We start from the raw sequence: 13185 nt of genomic DNA, 5'->3' as shown, positions 1-13185 counted from the left end.
GTGATTACTGGAACGCAGCCGGATGCAGTCCCTTCGCGATCGTCGCGATGGCACGCACATTGGCGACGCCAGGCGTCGCGTCGTCATACGGAAGGACGATGAAGCGGTTGTTCTTCACCGCATCCATCTGGTTCAGCGCGGGGTTGTTGCGCAGGAAGGCTTCCTTTTGCGCCGCGGTGACGCTGCCGTAATCGACAATCACAATCGCTTGCGGATTGCGCGCCACCACCGTCTCCCAGTTCACCCGTGTCCAGCTATCGTCGAGATCGTCCATCACGTTGCGACCGCCCGCAGCGGCAATCAACGCGGTGGGAATCGCTTCTCGGCCCGCCGTAAAGGGACGATCCTCGCCGCTATCGTAGACGAACACGCTGACCGGCTTGCCGTCGCCGGCCGCTTTCGACGAGAGGGTCTGGATCTTCGTCTGCATATCCTTGATGAGCGTATCGGCGCGGTTCTCGACGTCGAAGATCTTGCCGAGATTCGCCAGGTCGCGATACACGTCGCCGAGCGAGGCAGGCGGGCGCTTCATCACATGAGCGCACGACTCCGTCAATTCGTAGACCTTGATACCGAGCGGCGCCAGCGTCGCAGGCGTGAGATCGCCGCCCACCTTCATGCCGTAGTTCCAGCCCGCGAAATAGAAGTCGGCATTCGCGCCGACCAGCGTCTCGACCGACGGATACTCTTTCGAAAGCTCCGGCAACGTGCCGAGCGCCTGCTTGAGTTCCGCCGTGCCCGTGTTCCAGCCACTCACGCCGGTATAGCCGGCCATGCGGTCTTTCAGGCCGAGCGCGATCATCATGCCGGTCAGATTCACGTCGTTACTGATGGCACGCTGCGGTGGCCCTGCGAACGTGACGTCGCGGTTGCAACTGCGGATCGTCACGGGGTAGGTCGTCGCCGAAGCGGTGGACAGCGTGGCGGCGGCCAGCAGGCCGGTCACGATCGCGCCGCTCAGGCAGCGGGACATAAAACGCTTAGGCACGGGTTGTTTCTCCATGTGTGAGTAAGGTAATGCGCGGATAGCCGGACACGGGATGCGCATCGACAATCGCGGCCACCCCGAATACGTCGGCGAGCAAGGATTCGGTGATCACTTCGTGAGGCCTGCCATGTGCGACGATTTCGCCGTGGTGGATAACGTACAACCGGTCGCAATAGGCTGCGGCCAGATTCAGGTCGTGAATCGTCGCCAGCGTCGTCATGCCCATGCGGCGCAACAGCGAAAGCAATTCGATCTGATGCTGCAGATCGAGGTGATTGGTCGGCTCGTCGAGAATCAGCAAGCTGGGCTGCTGGGCGAGCGCCCGCGCCAACAACACGCGCTGCTTTTCGCCGCCGGAGAGCGTGTCGAAGTGCCGCTCTCTCATGGCAGACATGCCCACCTTTTCAAGCGCGGCATCGACGATGGCGGCATCTTCCGGCGTATCGCCGCCAAACAGCCTCTTATGCGGCGTACGCCCCATATAGACCACGTCGAGCACGGTCAGGCCGAAATCCTCGGGGAATTCCTGCAAGACGACCGCAGCGCGCAAGGCGAGCCACTTCGCCGGCTTCTTCCAGATGTCGTCACCATCAAGCTGGATCGTCCCGGCGAGCGGCGTGTTGAAGCGGAAGGCGCAACGCAACACGCTGCTCTTGCCGCTGCCGTTCGGTCCGACCAGGCCGACGAACTCGCCCGGTTTTGCAGCGAGCGTGACCGCCCGAAGAATCCTGGCCGCGCGCTCGCCCTCGGCGCCGGGCGACCAGTCGATTTCCGACACCTGCAATAGCGACATGCCTGATTCTCCGGGACACAAAATAGCCCACTTAGAACGTGTAGGAAACCTTACCAAACGCCGTCCGGCCCAACGAGTTGTAGCCGTATGCCGTCACGTACTGGCGGTTAAACAGGTTCGACAGATTCGCAGACAGCGTGAGGTGCGAATTGACCTTGTACGCGGCACGCAGTCCGACCGTGGTGTACGACGGCAGATAGATCGAGTTCGCCTGGTCGTCGAACGTCGAGCCGCCGTAAAGCAGCGTGACCCCCGTGCTAAGCGCGTGCAGGTGGAACTCGTCCCACGTGTGATCGAGATTCAGGCTGACGGTTTGACGCGGACGGCGGTTCAGCCAGGTCTGGTCCGTGACGTCCTGCGGATTCAGAATGCCGATCGCAAGACTGATGGGCGTCGAGTTGCCGAGCGTGCCCTTGTACGAGAGATCGATACCTTGAATGTGCGCCCGACCCACGTTCACCGGCAGAAAAGTCACCGAGTCGTACGTAATGAGATTGTGGACGCGCGTGTCGTACACCGCCGCCGTGAAGGTGCCGAACGAGGTGGCGGCATCCAGCGCGGCTTCGACCGTATCGCTGCGCTCGGGCAGCAGGTTCGGATTCGCGTAACCCGGATAGTACAGATCGTCGAACGTCGGCAGACGGAATGCATTGCCATACGAAAGCCGCGCCGTATAAACCGGCGTGATCGCATAGGCCACTGCGACATTGCCGGTATTGACCGACTGGCCTTCGACAATCTCGTGGCGTCCAGCGAGGAACACCGTCAAGTCACCCAGCGTGGCCGATTGATGCAGCGACACGGCCGAGTCGTTGCGAGTCGGCACGCCCGAGGGAATGTCGATGGGCAGGAAGGCTTGCTCGCGCGAAAAATCGTACGCGAGTTTCGTCTCGCCGGACAGCGGCAGATTGAACAGCTTGAGACCGCGCTCCTGATGCGTCAGCGAAGTCGACGTGCTCAGGCGCGTCGAGTCGATTTCGTCAGTCGGGATACCGGGCGTGTTCGAGTACAGGAACTGCCGGTCGTTGGCGTAGCCGAAGGACTGGTCGAACTGCGTGGACGGCGTGATGTCCAGGTGGAACGCTACACCCGTCGTCAGTTGATGATCGAGTTGCCGGTCGTCGCCGCCCGCATTGTCGTACGAGAGGTCGGACTTGTGGTACAGCGCAAACGTGGAGATCGACCAGTTGTCGTGCGCGTAGCCGAGGCGTGCGTCGATGTTCTGCGCATGGTACGGGTTACGGCCATCTTCGTGGCCATAGGCCCAGGGCTCGGTCGCGTCGATGCCCGCAGTGTTGTAGTCGTGCAGGCCCAGCGAATAGGTCAGCCCCGACAACGCGGCGAGGGGTCCGGTGGACGGAATGCTGCCCGACGTGCGGATCTGCGTATCGAAGGTCTTGTTCGAGCCGCCGCCTGCGGAAACCGTGGTCTGGTTCGGTTGATTCGAAGCGTGATTGGTGAACAACTGCACGACACCGCCCATCGCATCCGCGCCGAACGATGCGGCCGCCGGGCCCGAGATGACTTCGACGCGATCGAACGCGGCGGTCGGCAGATCGGCCCACTCGGCCTGGCCGGTGGTGGCGGAGCCGACCCGGACGCCATCGATAAACACCGCGACCTGATTCGCCGACGAACCGCGGATACTGACGCCAGCAGAAGAACCGGGGCCGCCGTTTTGCGAAATCGTCACGCCGGGCAGCGTGGCGAGCGCTTGCGTAATGCTGGGGTCGATCGGCGACAGACGATCCAGATCCGCGCGGGTGAGCACCTGCGTCGAGGCGTAGCGTTGATCGAACGATTGCGGCAAGTGCTGGGTGTCGCCGGTCACTAGAATGTTCGGCAGCGTGGTGGTGGCCGGAGACTGCTGGTCCGCCTGCGGCAACGACGAATCGTCCGCGGCATAGGCCATCTGGCACGTCGAGACGGTCAGCGCAGACGTGATGATGAAACGACGGAACTTCATAAGGGACATCCTGATTATTAGAAGACTGGATGACATGCAGTGCGCGCGGACGCGGTCATTCGGTGTCCGATCCAGGCCATGGCGAAACGCATGCCTCATGAAGGGAAGCGCAGTGCGGTCAGGCCATGGTGGAGGCGACGCAATCGCGCGCTTAACGCGCCTCAGCGGCGCGGCTGTTCATGCGCCGAAGCAAGCGTCGACAGACAGGCGCGACGAATATTCGCCACGGGCCGCGAAGCGGGACAGTCAAAGGAATACGGATCTGGCGGTGAGTCCAGATTGCAGGCGAAGTCGGCCATGCGGATAGCTCCTGGGGATTACGCGCCCCAAAGTCGGAAGAGGGATACGACGCCGAGGTCTGACTTCCGGTTCAGGCTGAACCGGTCACAGTGGCGCGACCGCGCTGGAGTTTCACCAGCTTCCACGAGTCGTATGCGCGGCATTTTACGTGCGAATCAATGCCGCCTGGATAAATTCCGGGCCGGCGTTGGATGGATGAGACATGACAGGACGAAGCTCGTGCCGGTCTGCGTGACAATGGATATCGCTGCATCGAAAGAAGCCGCGCGAGCGAGGGCGCTTGAACTGCTATGCTTGCCAGTCTAAGAAACTGGATGACCCATGCTTAGATTCGACAATCTGTGCAAACGCTACGGCGAGCGCACTGTCTTTCAGGGACTGCATTTCAGCGCCAGCGCCGGGTGCGTTGCCTTGAACGACGAAAGCGGCAGCGGCAAGTCGACGCTGCTAGGCGTCCTCGCCGGCGAGATCGAAGCGGACACGGGCGAGGTCTGGCTCGGCGGCCATTCGCTGCGCAGCGCGCCGCTCGCGGCGAAGTCCGCCCTCACCTACGTGCCCGAAGACTGCCTGACGTATCCGCTCGAGACGGGTCGAGATTTTCTCGAACGCGTAGCCACGCAAAGAAAAGCGGCGCTAGAGAATCGCACGCTGGAGCTGGCCGAACGCTTCGGCCTCGCGCCTCATCTCGAGAAACGCTTCGAGCAGATGTCGTTCGGCACACGCAAGAAAATGTTCCTGACGGCGGCATCGATCGGGGCACCTACCGTCCTGATTGCGGACGAACCGGGCGGTGGCCTCGACGCCGCCGCGCGCGCTGTCCTGATCGATCTGTTCAAACAGTTGGGCCAGGACCGGGTGGTTTTCTTCACCAGCTACGATGCGGCCTTGACGCAGGCGTGCGAAGCGAAAGCGATCAGCTTCGCGGATCTCGCCAGGCGCGCCTGACGAAGACTCTCTCGCCGTTCGCTCGAACGAACATGCGTGAACCCGCAGCACGCCATCGTACGCATCAAGGATGCAGCGATAGCCCCTTGACCGCCTTGTCGACCATCTTCCTCGGCCCGCGCAGCGCAATGCCGACCAGCTCGGGTTGATCGACGGATTCGGCATGGAACGCGGCGCGATTGTCGTCGTCGTTGCCGGTGGAGAACATCGCCTTCACGTAGACCGCAATGGTCAGCTCGCGTTGCTGGCCCTGCTGAAACGCTCGCAGAAGCCCCGACGCGTCGCCGCCATAGATCATCATGGGCTGCCCAAGCAAGGCGGCGTATTGCCGTCCGTTCGCGTCCTCGTAGGGTTTCCCGATCGCTTCGGGCGCTGCCGCCGCCATGCCGGTGGCAAGAAAAGCGGTGACGTTCAGCTTCTGCCACGAGGCCAGGTCGTCACGCACCACCAGCGCAACCTTCGTATCGAACTCCATTCCTTCCATTCCTTTGCCGTATCGCGTTGACTCATCCCCTGGGCGATGCCAGCGGGACAATGAGACCTGCCGAAGCCGTGCTACGCTGACTTCGCGGCACGAATCCCGTCAGACCTTCTCGGCAAGACTAAACGTGGCTTGACGCCAAGTCTGGAAGATTTGTGCAGCGTTTGCCGTAGTGCGCAGGGGTCAGCCCGTAGGCGCGGCGAAACCACCGCCCCAGGTGACTCTGATCGGCAAAGCACAGCGCGTGTGCGACCTCGGCCGGCGCCATGCCGCGTGCAAGCCACTGGCGTGCTTTGGTCAGCCGCAACTGGATCAGATAGGCATGCGGTGCAAGCCCGAAACTGGCCTTGAACGCACGCGAGAGACGAAAGCGGTCCACCCCGCAGGCCGCCGCCAGATCGTCGAGGCCGATGTCGTCGTACAGACGCGCGTGCAGATAATCACGTGCACGTTGTGCGACCGGTGGGATGCAGGGATCGCCCTCATGACGCACACGCCAGCCGAGATGGCGGCTCAGGTGTTCAAGCAGGCTGTCGGTGGCCGCCTGCTGGACGAGGCGAGTCTCTTCGCTACGCAACACGCGAAACAGTGTCGCGATCGACGCGACGAGTCCCATGTCGTCGCTCAAGGTTGCGGGGAATTGCGGCTGCCCCGTCGCGGGCACGGCCTCCGACCATGCTCTCAGTTCGCGCGTGAGCCAATCGGGCTGCAGGTACAGCATCGAATAGGTGAAGCCGCCTTCCGCTGGAGCGTGGCCGTCGTGGATATCGCCCGGTTCCAGCATGAGCACGTGGCCCGGCGTGCTTTGCACGCGCGCGCGGCGGCAATCGAACTGCTGCACGCCTTGCTCGGTGAAACCGATGAGGTACGCGTCATGCCAGTGCGGATCGTAGGCATGCCCTTCGAAATGCGCACGCAACGTTTCTATCCCGGTGCGTTCGTGCTGGTGTAGATCGACCCAGTTGTGTGCAGGCATGGGACGTCACTCCCGGCGGCCCGGCCAGCGGTCCTGAACATAGCGCGCCCAGCTCCGCCACGGCGGGTCAGCGAACAGGATCAGCGCCCCGAGCGCAAGCAAACCGCAGAACAGGAACGTGCCTCGATAGCCGACCCCGGCGACCAGCAAGCCCGACAGCACGCCCGACAGAATCGAGCCGACCCGGGCCGAGTTGAAGAATAGCGCCGTGGCCTGGCCGGGCGAGCGCGGCATCAGGTCCTGCACATAGGTCATGCCGAGGCACGAGGTCACCGCAACCACGAACGCGTTGAGCGCCTGCATCGGAATCAGGAACGACACCGAACCGACCGCGGCCACGCAGATGAAATACAGCATATGCACGCCGGCGCACGCAGCGAGCCAGCGCAGCTTGTTCAGCGAGGAACCGCGCGCGCCCAGCGCCAGCATCATCGGAATTTCGAGGAAAGCGCCGAGGCCGAGCATGATCGAGACGTCGATGCGGGTGCCGTGCAGACCGTGGACGACGTAAAGCGGCAGCACGATCATCGTCGCGTTGGCGGCGAGGCCGATCAGTGTCAGCGCCAGCACCGAGCGCCAGATGATGCGCGCCGGTGCAACCGGATGGACGAAATCCGGCTCGACCGGCGTCTCGGGTTCGACGGTGGTGACTTCGAGCGACGAGGCCGGGTCGCCGGGGACGTGGTCCGGCACGCCGGGCACGTCGCCATCCGCGGCCTCGGGCATGCGCCAGATGATGGCGCCGCACGCGACAAAGCACGCCGCCGCGAACAGAAACAGGCCGTAAAAGCCGATCCCGGCGAGCACCAGCGCGCCCACCGAAGGCCCGAACACCCACGCCACCGAAAGCACCGTGCGCAGCGTCGCCGTGGCAAAGGTCCGCTCGGACTCGCTCGTCACCGGCAACGCGGCGCGGCCGAACGAGAACACCAGCGACAGCGCCGAGCCGCCCGCGCCGAGGAAGGCAATCCCAATGATGAGGAGCGCGCGGTAGTCGCGCACGAAACACAACAGCAGGAAACCCAATGCCGCCGCGCCCAGCGCCGCCAGCAGCAGTGTGCGGTGATGCCCGTGGCGATCGGACCATTTGCCGGCCCAGCCGCTCGCCGCCACCCCGCTCGCCGCAATCAGCGTCATGAACAGGCCGAGCCTGAGCGGCGTCATCCCGGCTCGCTCCACGCCGAACAGCGACAGGTACGGCGCGGTGAACGACATGGCAACCCCCAGCATCAGGGTCGCGCCCGCCAGCGACATGAAGGACGGGATGCGCGTGAGACTGACGAGCCGGGAGTAGTTCATCGATGACGCGAAGTAATGCTGACTGCATGCGTCATCGCGGCGAATCCGCTCAGTGCGCGCAGTTGGCTAACGGCAATGCGCGTGCACCGACAGCCCCAAAAAGTAGCCGGTACGACGCACGGGGGAACCCGCAGTATGCCAAAGCTTGCTGGATCGTGTTAGCACGTTGGCTGTCGACGTCAGTGCATTTCGATCCATGCCGCCACGTCGGACGGCCCGGTTTCGCGGCCGCCCAGCACGAAACGCGCGCCCTCCGGGGCCGGCACGCGCCATGCCGTGTCCCCGTAATTCAAGGCGAAACGCAGGTTGCCGAGACGGCGCAAGCGGCCGCCCTCCGGCAGCGTCAGCACCTCGATGCCGGCGTCGCGCACGCAGCGTTCCAGCACGGCACGCTGCAACGCCGGATCGAAACAGGCCGTCGTCATGCGAACCCGGCCGGCCTGCACGACAGCCGGCACGCCGTCGTCGAACACCGCCGTGACGTCGACACCGGGCCCCGGCTCAACGTGGTCGCGCCAGCTTCGGCCCTCGCCTCGTACGCCGTCGAACGTCGCCGCCGGCCGCAGTGACGGGCGCAGCGATTCGCTTTGCGACACCCGCACGTTCAGAACGGCCTGCAGCGGGCCCGGAGGAAGCGTGGCGGGGATCGTGAAGTCCGCGGTCTTCGAGCCGGTCCTCGGCCCGAATAGCCAATGTGCCTGGCCAGCCTGGATCTGCGCAACCAGCGCGTCCGGCACGACCGGCAACGACGGCGCGACCACCAGCCGGTAGCCGCTCAGATCGGCGGTCGCCGGCAGCAGATCCACGTCCACGCCCATCTCGCGCAGGCACGAGTACCACTCGAAGACGAGGCGTTGATAATCGAAATCGGCGCCGTGGCGCTGGATCTGCACGATCCAGTCCGCCGGATAGTCGAACAGCATAGCCACGCGGGCCTGCGTGACCTGGGCCGTGGCGGCCGGATCGAAGGTCGGATCGAAGCTTGCCAGTTCACGCGCCACCTGGGCGATCTCGTGGCCGCCGGCGGTGAGCTTGTCGTCCGGCGCGTTGATGCCCGAATGCATCTGCTCCTGCGCGAAAGGCGCCTGGCGCCAGCGGAAATACGACACCAGTTCGGCACCGTGCGCGAACGCCTCCCACGTCCAGAGACGCGCCATGCCCGCCTTCGGCACCGGGTTGTACGGCGCCCAGTTGACCGGCCCGACCTGCTGTTCCATCACCCACATGCGCCCCTTGCCGACGCCGCGATACAGATCGTGATTGAAGGCCGGAATGTCCGGATGCCCCGTGCGTGCCCAGCGGTGCTTGTCGGCGTCGTCGAACCACAGCACCTCCGTGCGCGGCAGCGGATAACTGTCCCACGCGGCGACATCCAGCCCGCTTTCGGCGAATTCGTAGTGATCGAAGCTCGTGAAAAAGCCCATGAAGTTGTGCAGCAGGTCGCGCCCCGGCGCATGCTCGCGAATCAGTTCGCCCTGCAAGCCATGGAAGCTCGCCACCTCGCTCGACATGAAACGCCGGAAGTCGAGCCAGTGGCTCGGATTCGCGTCGGTGGGCGTGCGGTTCGGCAGACCGATCTCTGCGAAGCTGCGGTACTCCATGCTCCAGAACACGTTGCCCCACGCTGCGTTCAAGCGCTCCACTTCGCCGTAGCGCGCCGCGAGCCATCCGCCGAAACGCCGGCGGGCGGCCTCCGTGTAGCTCGGCGCGGTGTCATGGCAAGCCAGTTCGTTATCGGTCTGCCACGCGATCACCGCGGGATGCGTGCCGTAACGCCGCACCATCTGCGTCACGATGCGCGCGCAGTGCTCGCGGTAGATCTCGCTCGAGATATCGTAGTGCCGCCGCGAGCCGAAATTGAGCGTGATGCCGTCCTTGTTGACCGGCAAGATCTCGGGGTGCAGGTCGACCAGCCACCTGGGCGGTGTCGCCGTCGGCGTGCCGAGGATGACCTTCAGACCGTGCGTGGCGAGCACCTCGATGGCGCGATCGAGCCACGCCCATTCGTAGCGCCCCGCTTCGGGCTCCATCCTGCTCCACGCGAATTCGCCGATCCGTACGCGGCTGATGCCCAGTTCCGCCATCCGGCGCGCATCGCTTTCCCATTGATGCTGCGGCCATTGCTCGGGGTAATAGCAGACTCCTAGATGCATGGTGCTCCCGCTAGATGTTGTGATCGTAGTGACCGTTGCGCTCGCAACGGTCGCGGCCCGCGCGGCTATCCCTTGGTGGCGCCGAACGTGAGTCCGGTCACAAAGTGCTTCTGCATGGCAAAGAACATCGCGACCGACGGCAGCGCGGCCAGCACCGAGCCTGCGGACACGAGATTCCACGAGGTCGTCCACTGGCCCTTGAGCGCCGCGACGCCCACAGTGATAGGCGCTGCGTCATCGCCTTGCGTGAGACAGAGCGCCCAGAAATAGTCGTTCCACACAAACGTGAAGACGAGGATGCCGAGTGCCGCAAGTGCGGGCCGTACCAGCGGCAGCACGATGCGCGTGTAGATCGCCCACTCGCTCGCCCCCTCTATGCGCGCGGCTTCGATCAGTTCGTACGGCAACGCGCGGATGAAGTTACGCAAAAACAGCGTGCAAAAACCGGTCTGAAAAGCCGTGTGAAACAGCACCAGTCCTAACACCGTGTTGTACAGGCCGAGCGCCAGTGTCAGTTGCCGGACCGGAATCATCAGGATCTGCACCGGCACGAAGTTGCCCGCCACGAAGATAGCCAGCAGCAGCAAATTGCCGCGAAAGCGGTAGTTCGCCAGCGCGTGTCCCGCCATCGAGGCCAGAAAGATCGACACCGCCACCGACGGCACCGTGATCAGCACGCTGTTCCAGAAGTAGTGGAGCATCGGCGTTTGCGTGAGCGCCGTGCCGTAGTTTTCGACCAGCGCGAAGTGTTCGGGCCAGCCCCAGTAATTGCCTGCCGAGAGTTCGTCGCTGGAGCGGATCGACGTCACCAGCACCGCGAGCAACGGCAACAGCCACAGCAGCAACGCGCACGGCAACGAGAGCTTGTAGAGCAGGCGGCTGCCTGGGCGCCAGCGGGAAACGGGCATCGGATACATGTCGGTTCCTCAGGTTTCGCTGCGCACGAGACGCCGCAATTGCCACACGATGAAGATCAGCATGATCATGAACAGCACCACCGCGATCGCTGCTGAGTAGCCTTCGCGGTAGTACTTGATCGCCTGGTCGTACATGAAATAGGCGAGCACCGTGGAGCTGTCGAAGGGGCCGCCGCCGCTCATCACCGAGATCAGATCGAAGCTGCGCAGCGCGCCGATCACCGTCAGCACCACGGCCATGAACGTGGCGGGCCGCAGTTGCGGCAGGATCACGTGCCATAGCAGCTTCAAGCCCTCGGCGCCCTCCATGCGGGCCGCTTCGATCACTTCGCTGTTGATGCCCGTGAGCCCGGTCAGGTAGAGAATCATGCAGAACGGAATCTGCGGCCATAGCGCGGCGAAAATGATGCCGTAGGTCACGTAACGCGGATCGCCCAGCACCGGCACGCCGTGTCCGACGATCAGCTTCAGCAAGCCGAAGGTCGGATCGTAGAACCAGCCGAACACCAGCCCCACCACCACGCCCGGCAACACGAACGGCGCGAAGAACAGCGATTTCACCAGCCGGATGCCGCGCACGCTCTGGTTCAGATACAGCGCGAGCGCGAGACCGCAGGGTGGCGCGAGCAGAAACAGCACGAGCCAGATGACGTTGTTTTTCAGCGCCGTATAGAACGTGTCGGAGTGCAGCAGTTCGCGGTAGTTGTCGAGTCCCGCGAACACGCGCGGCGTCATGCCGTCCCAGTTATAGAAGCTCAGCACGATGCTGCTGATCACCGGGTAGATCACATAGACCGCAAACAGCAGGCCGCCCGGCAACAGGAACAGCAAGGCCGCGCGATTGCGCCGGCGGCTGAGCGGCGCGGGCGCCTTGCGGCGCTCGCGGCTGACGGGCACGGCTTTGTCGGACAGGGTGGTGGACACGTTCGCCTACTTCTTGTAGATCCGCTGGCGGAACTGTTCGAGGTGGTTCAGGATCTGGTCGATCTGGCCAGGGTCGCTATAGAACTGCTGCATGCCCTTCATGCCTTCGTCGGCCATTTCCTTGGTCATGTCGCGGTCGTAGAACTGCGCGACACCGCCAGGGGTGCTCGAGAGGATCTGGAAGCCGATCTTCGAGATCGGATCCTGCGGCTCCGGCGCCTGGTTGTTCGACGGCAACTGACCCCAGCCCTTCGCCAGTTCGCCGTTGATCTGCGGTTGCGCCATGAACGCGAGCAGGCGGTGCGCGTCCTTCCTGTTGGTGGCCTTTGCGGGGATCATCAGGATGTTGACCGGACCGTCTTCGGCCATCGGCACGGCCGCGTCGATCACCGGGAAGCGGAAGTAACTCATCTTGTCGCGCGTGGCTTCCGGCAAGCCCGCCGCGAAGAACGTCCCCATCAGCATCATCGCGGCCTGGCCGTTGACGAGCAGCGGGCTCACCGAATCGACGTCATACGAGAGCGCGTTGTCGACGAAGTACTTGTCGTCGATCAGCGTCTTCCACGTCGCATAGACCTTGCGCACGCGCGGGTCGGTGTAGGCGATCTCGCCCGCCATCAGTTGCTCGTGAAACGCGTAGCCGTTGATGCGCAGGTCGAGATAGTCGAACCACGCTGCCAGTGTCCACGAATCCTTGGCCGGCACGGCGATCGGCGCAATGCCCGCCGCCTTCAGCTTCTTGCAGTCGGCGAGGAACTCGTCCCACGTCTTGGGTTCGCCGGCAATGCCTGCTTTCTCGAACAGGTCCTTGCGATAGAAGAAGCCGTACGAGTCGTAGCCGAGCGGCGCGGCGTATTGCTTGCCGGCGTAGGTGGAAGGCGGTTTGACCGCGGCGTAGGTCTGGTTCCAGCCGTCCTTCTGCCAGTCGGCGCTCAGATCATCCAGCAGGCCGCGCCTCGCGAAATAAGCCATGCGCTCGCCGTTGTGCCAGCTCAGCACATCAGGCGGATCCGTCGCGAGCCAGCCGGACATCTGCACCTTGTAGGCCTCCTCACCGACGTAGGTCACTTTCAGGTCGACGTCGGGATTGGCCTTCTCGAACTGATCGAAAGCGCTTTGCCACACCGCGCGCTGATTGCCGCGTGCGGATACCGTAACCCTCAGCGTCGCGGCGTCCGCATAGCTTGCAGCGGTCATCGCAAGACACGCGATACCCGCCAGCAAAAACTTCCCAGCTTTGAATTTCATGGTTGTCTCCAATATTCAATTTATGGTGGCTGTTTCCGGGCCGCGGCTCGCAGAATTTAAGCGCTTAAATTTTTCGGCGTAAAAATCGCTCTTTGAATTAACATGTGTTCCTCCTGTGTCTGAACGTGAAAGTAGCCGAGCTGTTCCGGACACGCAACCCTTACGACAACGTCTCAACATATGGGCGAAACGCTC

12 protein-coding genes and 1 riboswitch are annotated in these 13185 nt (G+C 63.5%); of the genes, 1 reads left to right on the top strand and 11 read right to left on the bottom strand.

All coding sequences use genetic code 11. From position 1 onward, the window contains the following. Positions 1–4 precede the first annotated feature (4 nt). The 4 genes from BUS12_RS03660 to BUS12_RS38675 all read right to left on the bottom strand — a co-directional run bounded on the left by BUS12_RS03660 (position 5) and on the right by BUS12_RS38675 (position 4046). Positions 5–1003 (bottom strand): ABC transporter substrate-binding protein, encoded by a 999-nt coding sequence (locus tag BUS12_RS03660; RefSeq protein ID WP_083640229.1) that lies wholly within the window; start codon positions 1001–1003, stop codon positions 5–7. Next, the gene (locus BUS12_RS03655) at positions 981–1781 is read right to left on the bottom strand and encodes an ABC transporter ATP-binding protein (protein WP_074294285.1); all 801 of its coding nucleotides are present in this window, start codon (positions 1779–1781) and stop codon (positions 981–983) included. Before BUS12_RS03655 ends, BUS12_RS03660 begins: the two co-directional genes overlap by 23 nt. A 31-nt stretch (positions 1782–1812) precedes the next feature. Then, positions 1813–3747 (bottom strand): TonB-dependent receptor domain-containing protein, encoded by a 1935-nt coding sequence (locus BUS12_RS03650; protein ID WP_074294284.1) that lies wholly within the window; start codon positions 3745–3747, stop codon positions 1813–1815. 161 nt (positions 3748–3908) lie between these two features. Further along, positions 3909–4046 carry a hypothetical protein gene (locus BUS12_RS38675; RefSeq protein ID WP_171991589.1) on the bottom strand — a complete coding sequence of 46 codons (138 nt, stop codon included), beginning with the start codon at positions 4044–4046 and terminating at the stop codon, positions 3909–3911. Positions 4047–4049: 3 nt separating this feature from the next. Continuing rightward, a riboswitch (adenosylcobalamin (AdoCbl) riboswitch) is annotated at positions 4050–4198 on the bottom strand. A 170-nt stretch (positions 4199–4368) separates the two neighbouring features. Here BUS12_RS38675 and BUS12_RS03645 point away from each other — a divergent pair. Beyond that, on the top strand, positions 4369–4992 hold the full coding sequence (locus BUS12_RS03645) for an ABC transporter ATP-binding protein (protein ID WP_074294283.1): 624 nt from the start codon (positions 4369–4371) through the stop codon (positions 4990–4992). A gap of 64 nt (positions 4993–5056) precedes the next feature. Here BUS12_RS03645 and BUS12_RS03640 read toward each other — a convergent pair whose 3' ends face one another. From BUS12_RS03640 to BUS12_RS03610, 7 genes are all read right to left on the bottom strand, one after another. Then, entirely contained in the window at positions 5057–5467 is a 411-nt protein-coding gene (locus BUS12_RS03640; protein WP_074294282.1) for a DUF2000 domain-containing protein, read from the bottom strand. A gap of 127 nt (positions 5468–5594) precedes the next feature. Next, the gene (locus BUS12_RS03635) at positions 5595–6449 is read right to left on the bottom strand and encodes an AraC family transcriptional regulator (protein ID WP_074294281.1); all 855 of its coding nucleotides are present in this window, start codon (positions 6447–6449) and stop codon (positions 5595–5597) included. 6 nt (positions 6450–6455) lie between these two features. Beyond that, positions 6456–7748 carry a sugar efflux transporter gene (locus tag BUS12_RS03630; protein WP_074294280.1) on the bottom strand — a complete coding sequence of 431 codons (1293 nt, stop codon included), beginning with the start codon at positions 7746–7748 and terminating at the stop codon, positions 6456–6458. Positions 7749–7927: 179 nt separating this feature from the next. After that, entirely contained in the window at positions 7928–9901 is a 1974-nt protein-coding gene (locus BUS12_RS03625) for a beta-galactosidase (protein ID WP_074294279.1), read from the bottom strand. Positions 9902–9966: 65 nt separating this feature from the next. Then, positions 9967–10818, bottom strand: coding sequence for a carbohydrate ABC transporter permease (locus BUS12_RS03620; RefSeq protein ID WP_074294278.1), 852 nt, complete (start codon positions 10816–10818; stop codon positions 9967–9969). A gap of 9 nt (positions 10819–10827) precedes the next feature. Next, a complete protein-coding gene (locus tag BUS12_RS03615) occupies positions 10828–11742 on the bottom strand; it encodes a carbohydrate ABC transporter permease (RefSeq protein ID WP_074294277.1) in 915 nt (304 codons plus the stop codon). A gap of 6 nt (positions 11743–11748) precedes the next feature. Beyond that, positions 11749–12990 (bottom strand): ABC transporter substrate-binding protein, encoded by a 1242-nt coding sequence (locus BUS12_RS03610; protein WP_074294276.1) that lies wholly within the window; start codon positions 12988–12990, stop codon positions 11749–11751. Positions 12991–13185 lie beyond the last annotated feature (195 nt).

Origin of the sequence: Paraburkholderia phenazinium, assembly GCF_900142845.1 — a bacterium.
GTDB classification, from domain to species: Bacteria; Pseudomonadota; Gammaproteobacteria; order Burkholderiales; family Burkholderiaceae; genus Paraburkholderia; species Paraburkholderia phenazinium_A.
Note: the sequence above shows the minus strand (reverse complement) of the source record. Positions and strands in the feature narration are given on the sequence as shown.

Excerpts from the sequence above, each read along its gene's own strand:
- BUS12_RS03660 (WP_083640229.1), bottom strand. The coding sequence starts at position 1,003 with ATGGAGAAACAACCCGTGCCTAAGCGTTTTATGTCCCGCTGCCTGAGC.
- BUS12_RS03655 (WP_074294285.1), bottom strand. The coding sequence starts at position 1,781 with ATGTCGCTATTGCAGGTGTCGGAAATCGACTGGTCGCCCGGCGCCGAG.
- BUS12_RS03650 (WP_074294284.1), bottom strand. The coding sequence starts at position 3,747 with ATGAAGTTCCGTCGTTTCATCATCACGTCTGCGCTGACCGTCTCGACG.
- BUS12_RS38675 (WP_171991589.1), bottom strand. The coding sequence starts at position 4,046 with ATGGCCGACTTCGCCTGCAATCTGGACTCACCGCCAGATCCGTATTCC.
- BUS12_RS03645 (WP_074294283.1), top strand. The coding sequence starts at position 4,369 with ATGCTTAGATTCGACAATCTGTGCAAACGCTACGGCGAGCGCACTGTC.
- BUS12_RS03640 (WP_074294282.1), bottom strand. The coding sequence starts at position 5,467 with ATGGAGTTCGATACGAAGGTTGCGCTGGTGGTGCGTGACGACCTGGCC.
- BUS12_RS03635 (WP_074294281.1), bottom strand. The coding sequence starts at position 6,449 with ATGCCTGCACACAACTGGGTCGATCTACACCAGCACGAACGCACCGGG.
- BUS12_RS03630 (WP_074294280.1), bottom strand. The coding sequence starts at position 7,748 with ATGAACTACTCCCGGCTCGTCAGTCTCACGCGCATCCCGTCCTTCATG.
- BUS12_RS03625 (WP_074294279.1), bottom strand. The coding sequence starts at position 9,901 with ATGCATCTAGGAGTCTGCTATTACCCCGAGCAATGGCCGCAGCATCAA.
- BUS12_RS03620 (WP_074294278.1), bottom strand. The coding sequence starts at position 10,818 with ATGTATCCGATGCCCGTTTCCCGCTGGCGCCCAGGCAGCCGCCTGCTC.
- BUS12_RS03610 (WP_074294276.1), bottom strand. The coding sequence starts at position 12,990 with ATGAAATTCAAAGCTGGGAAGTTTTTGCTGGCGGGTATCGCGTGTCTT.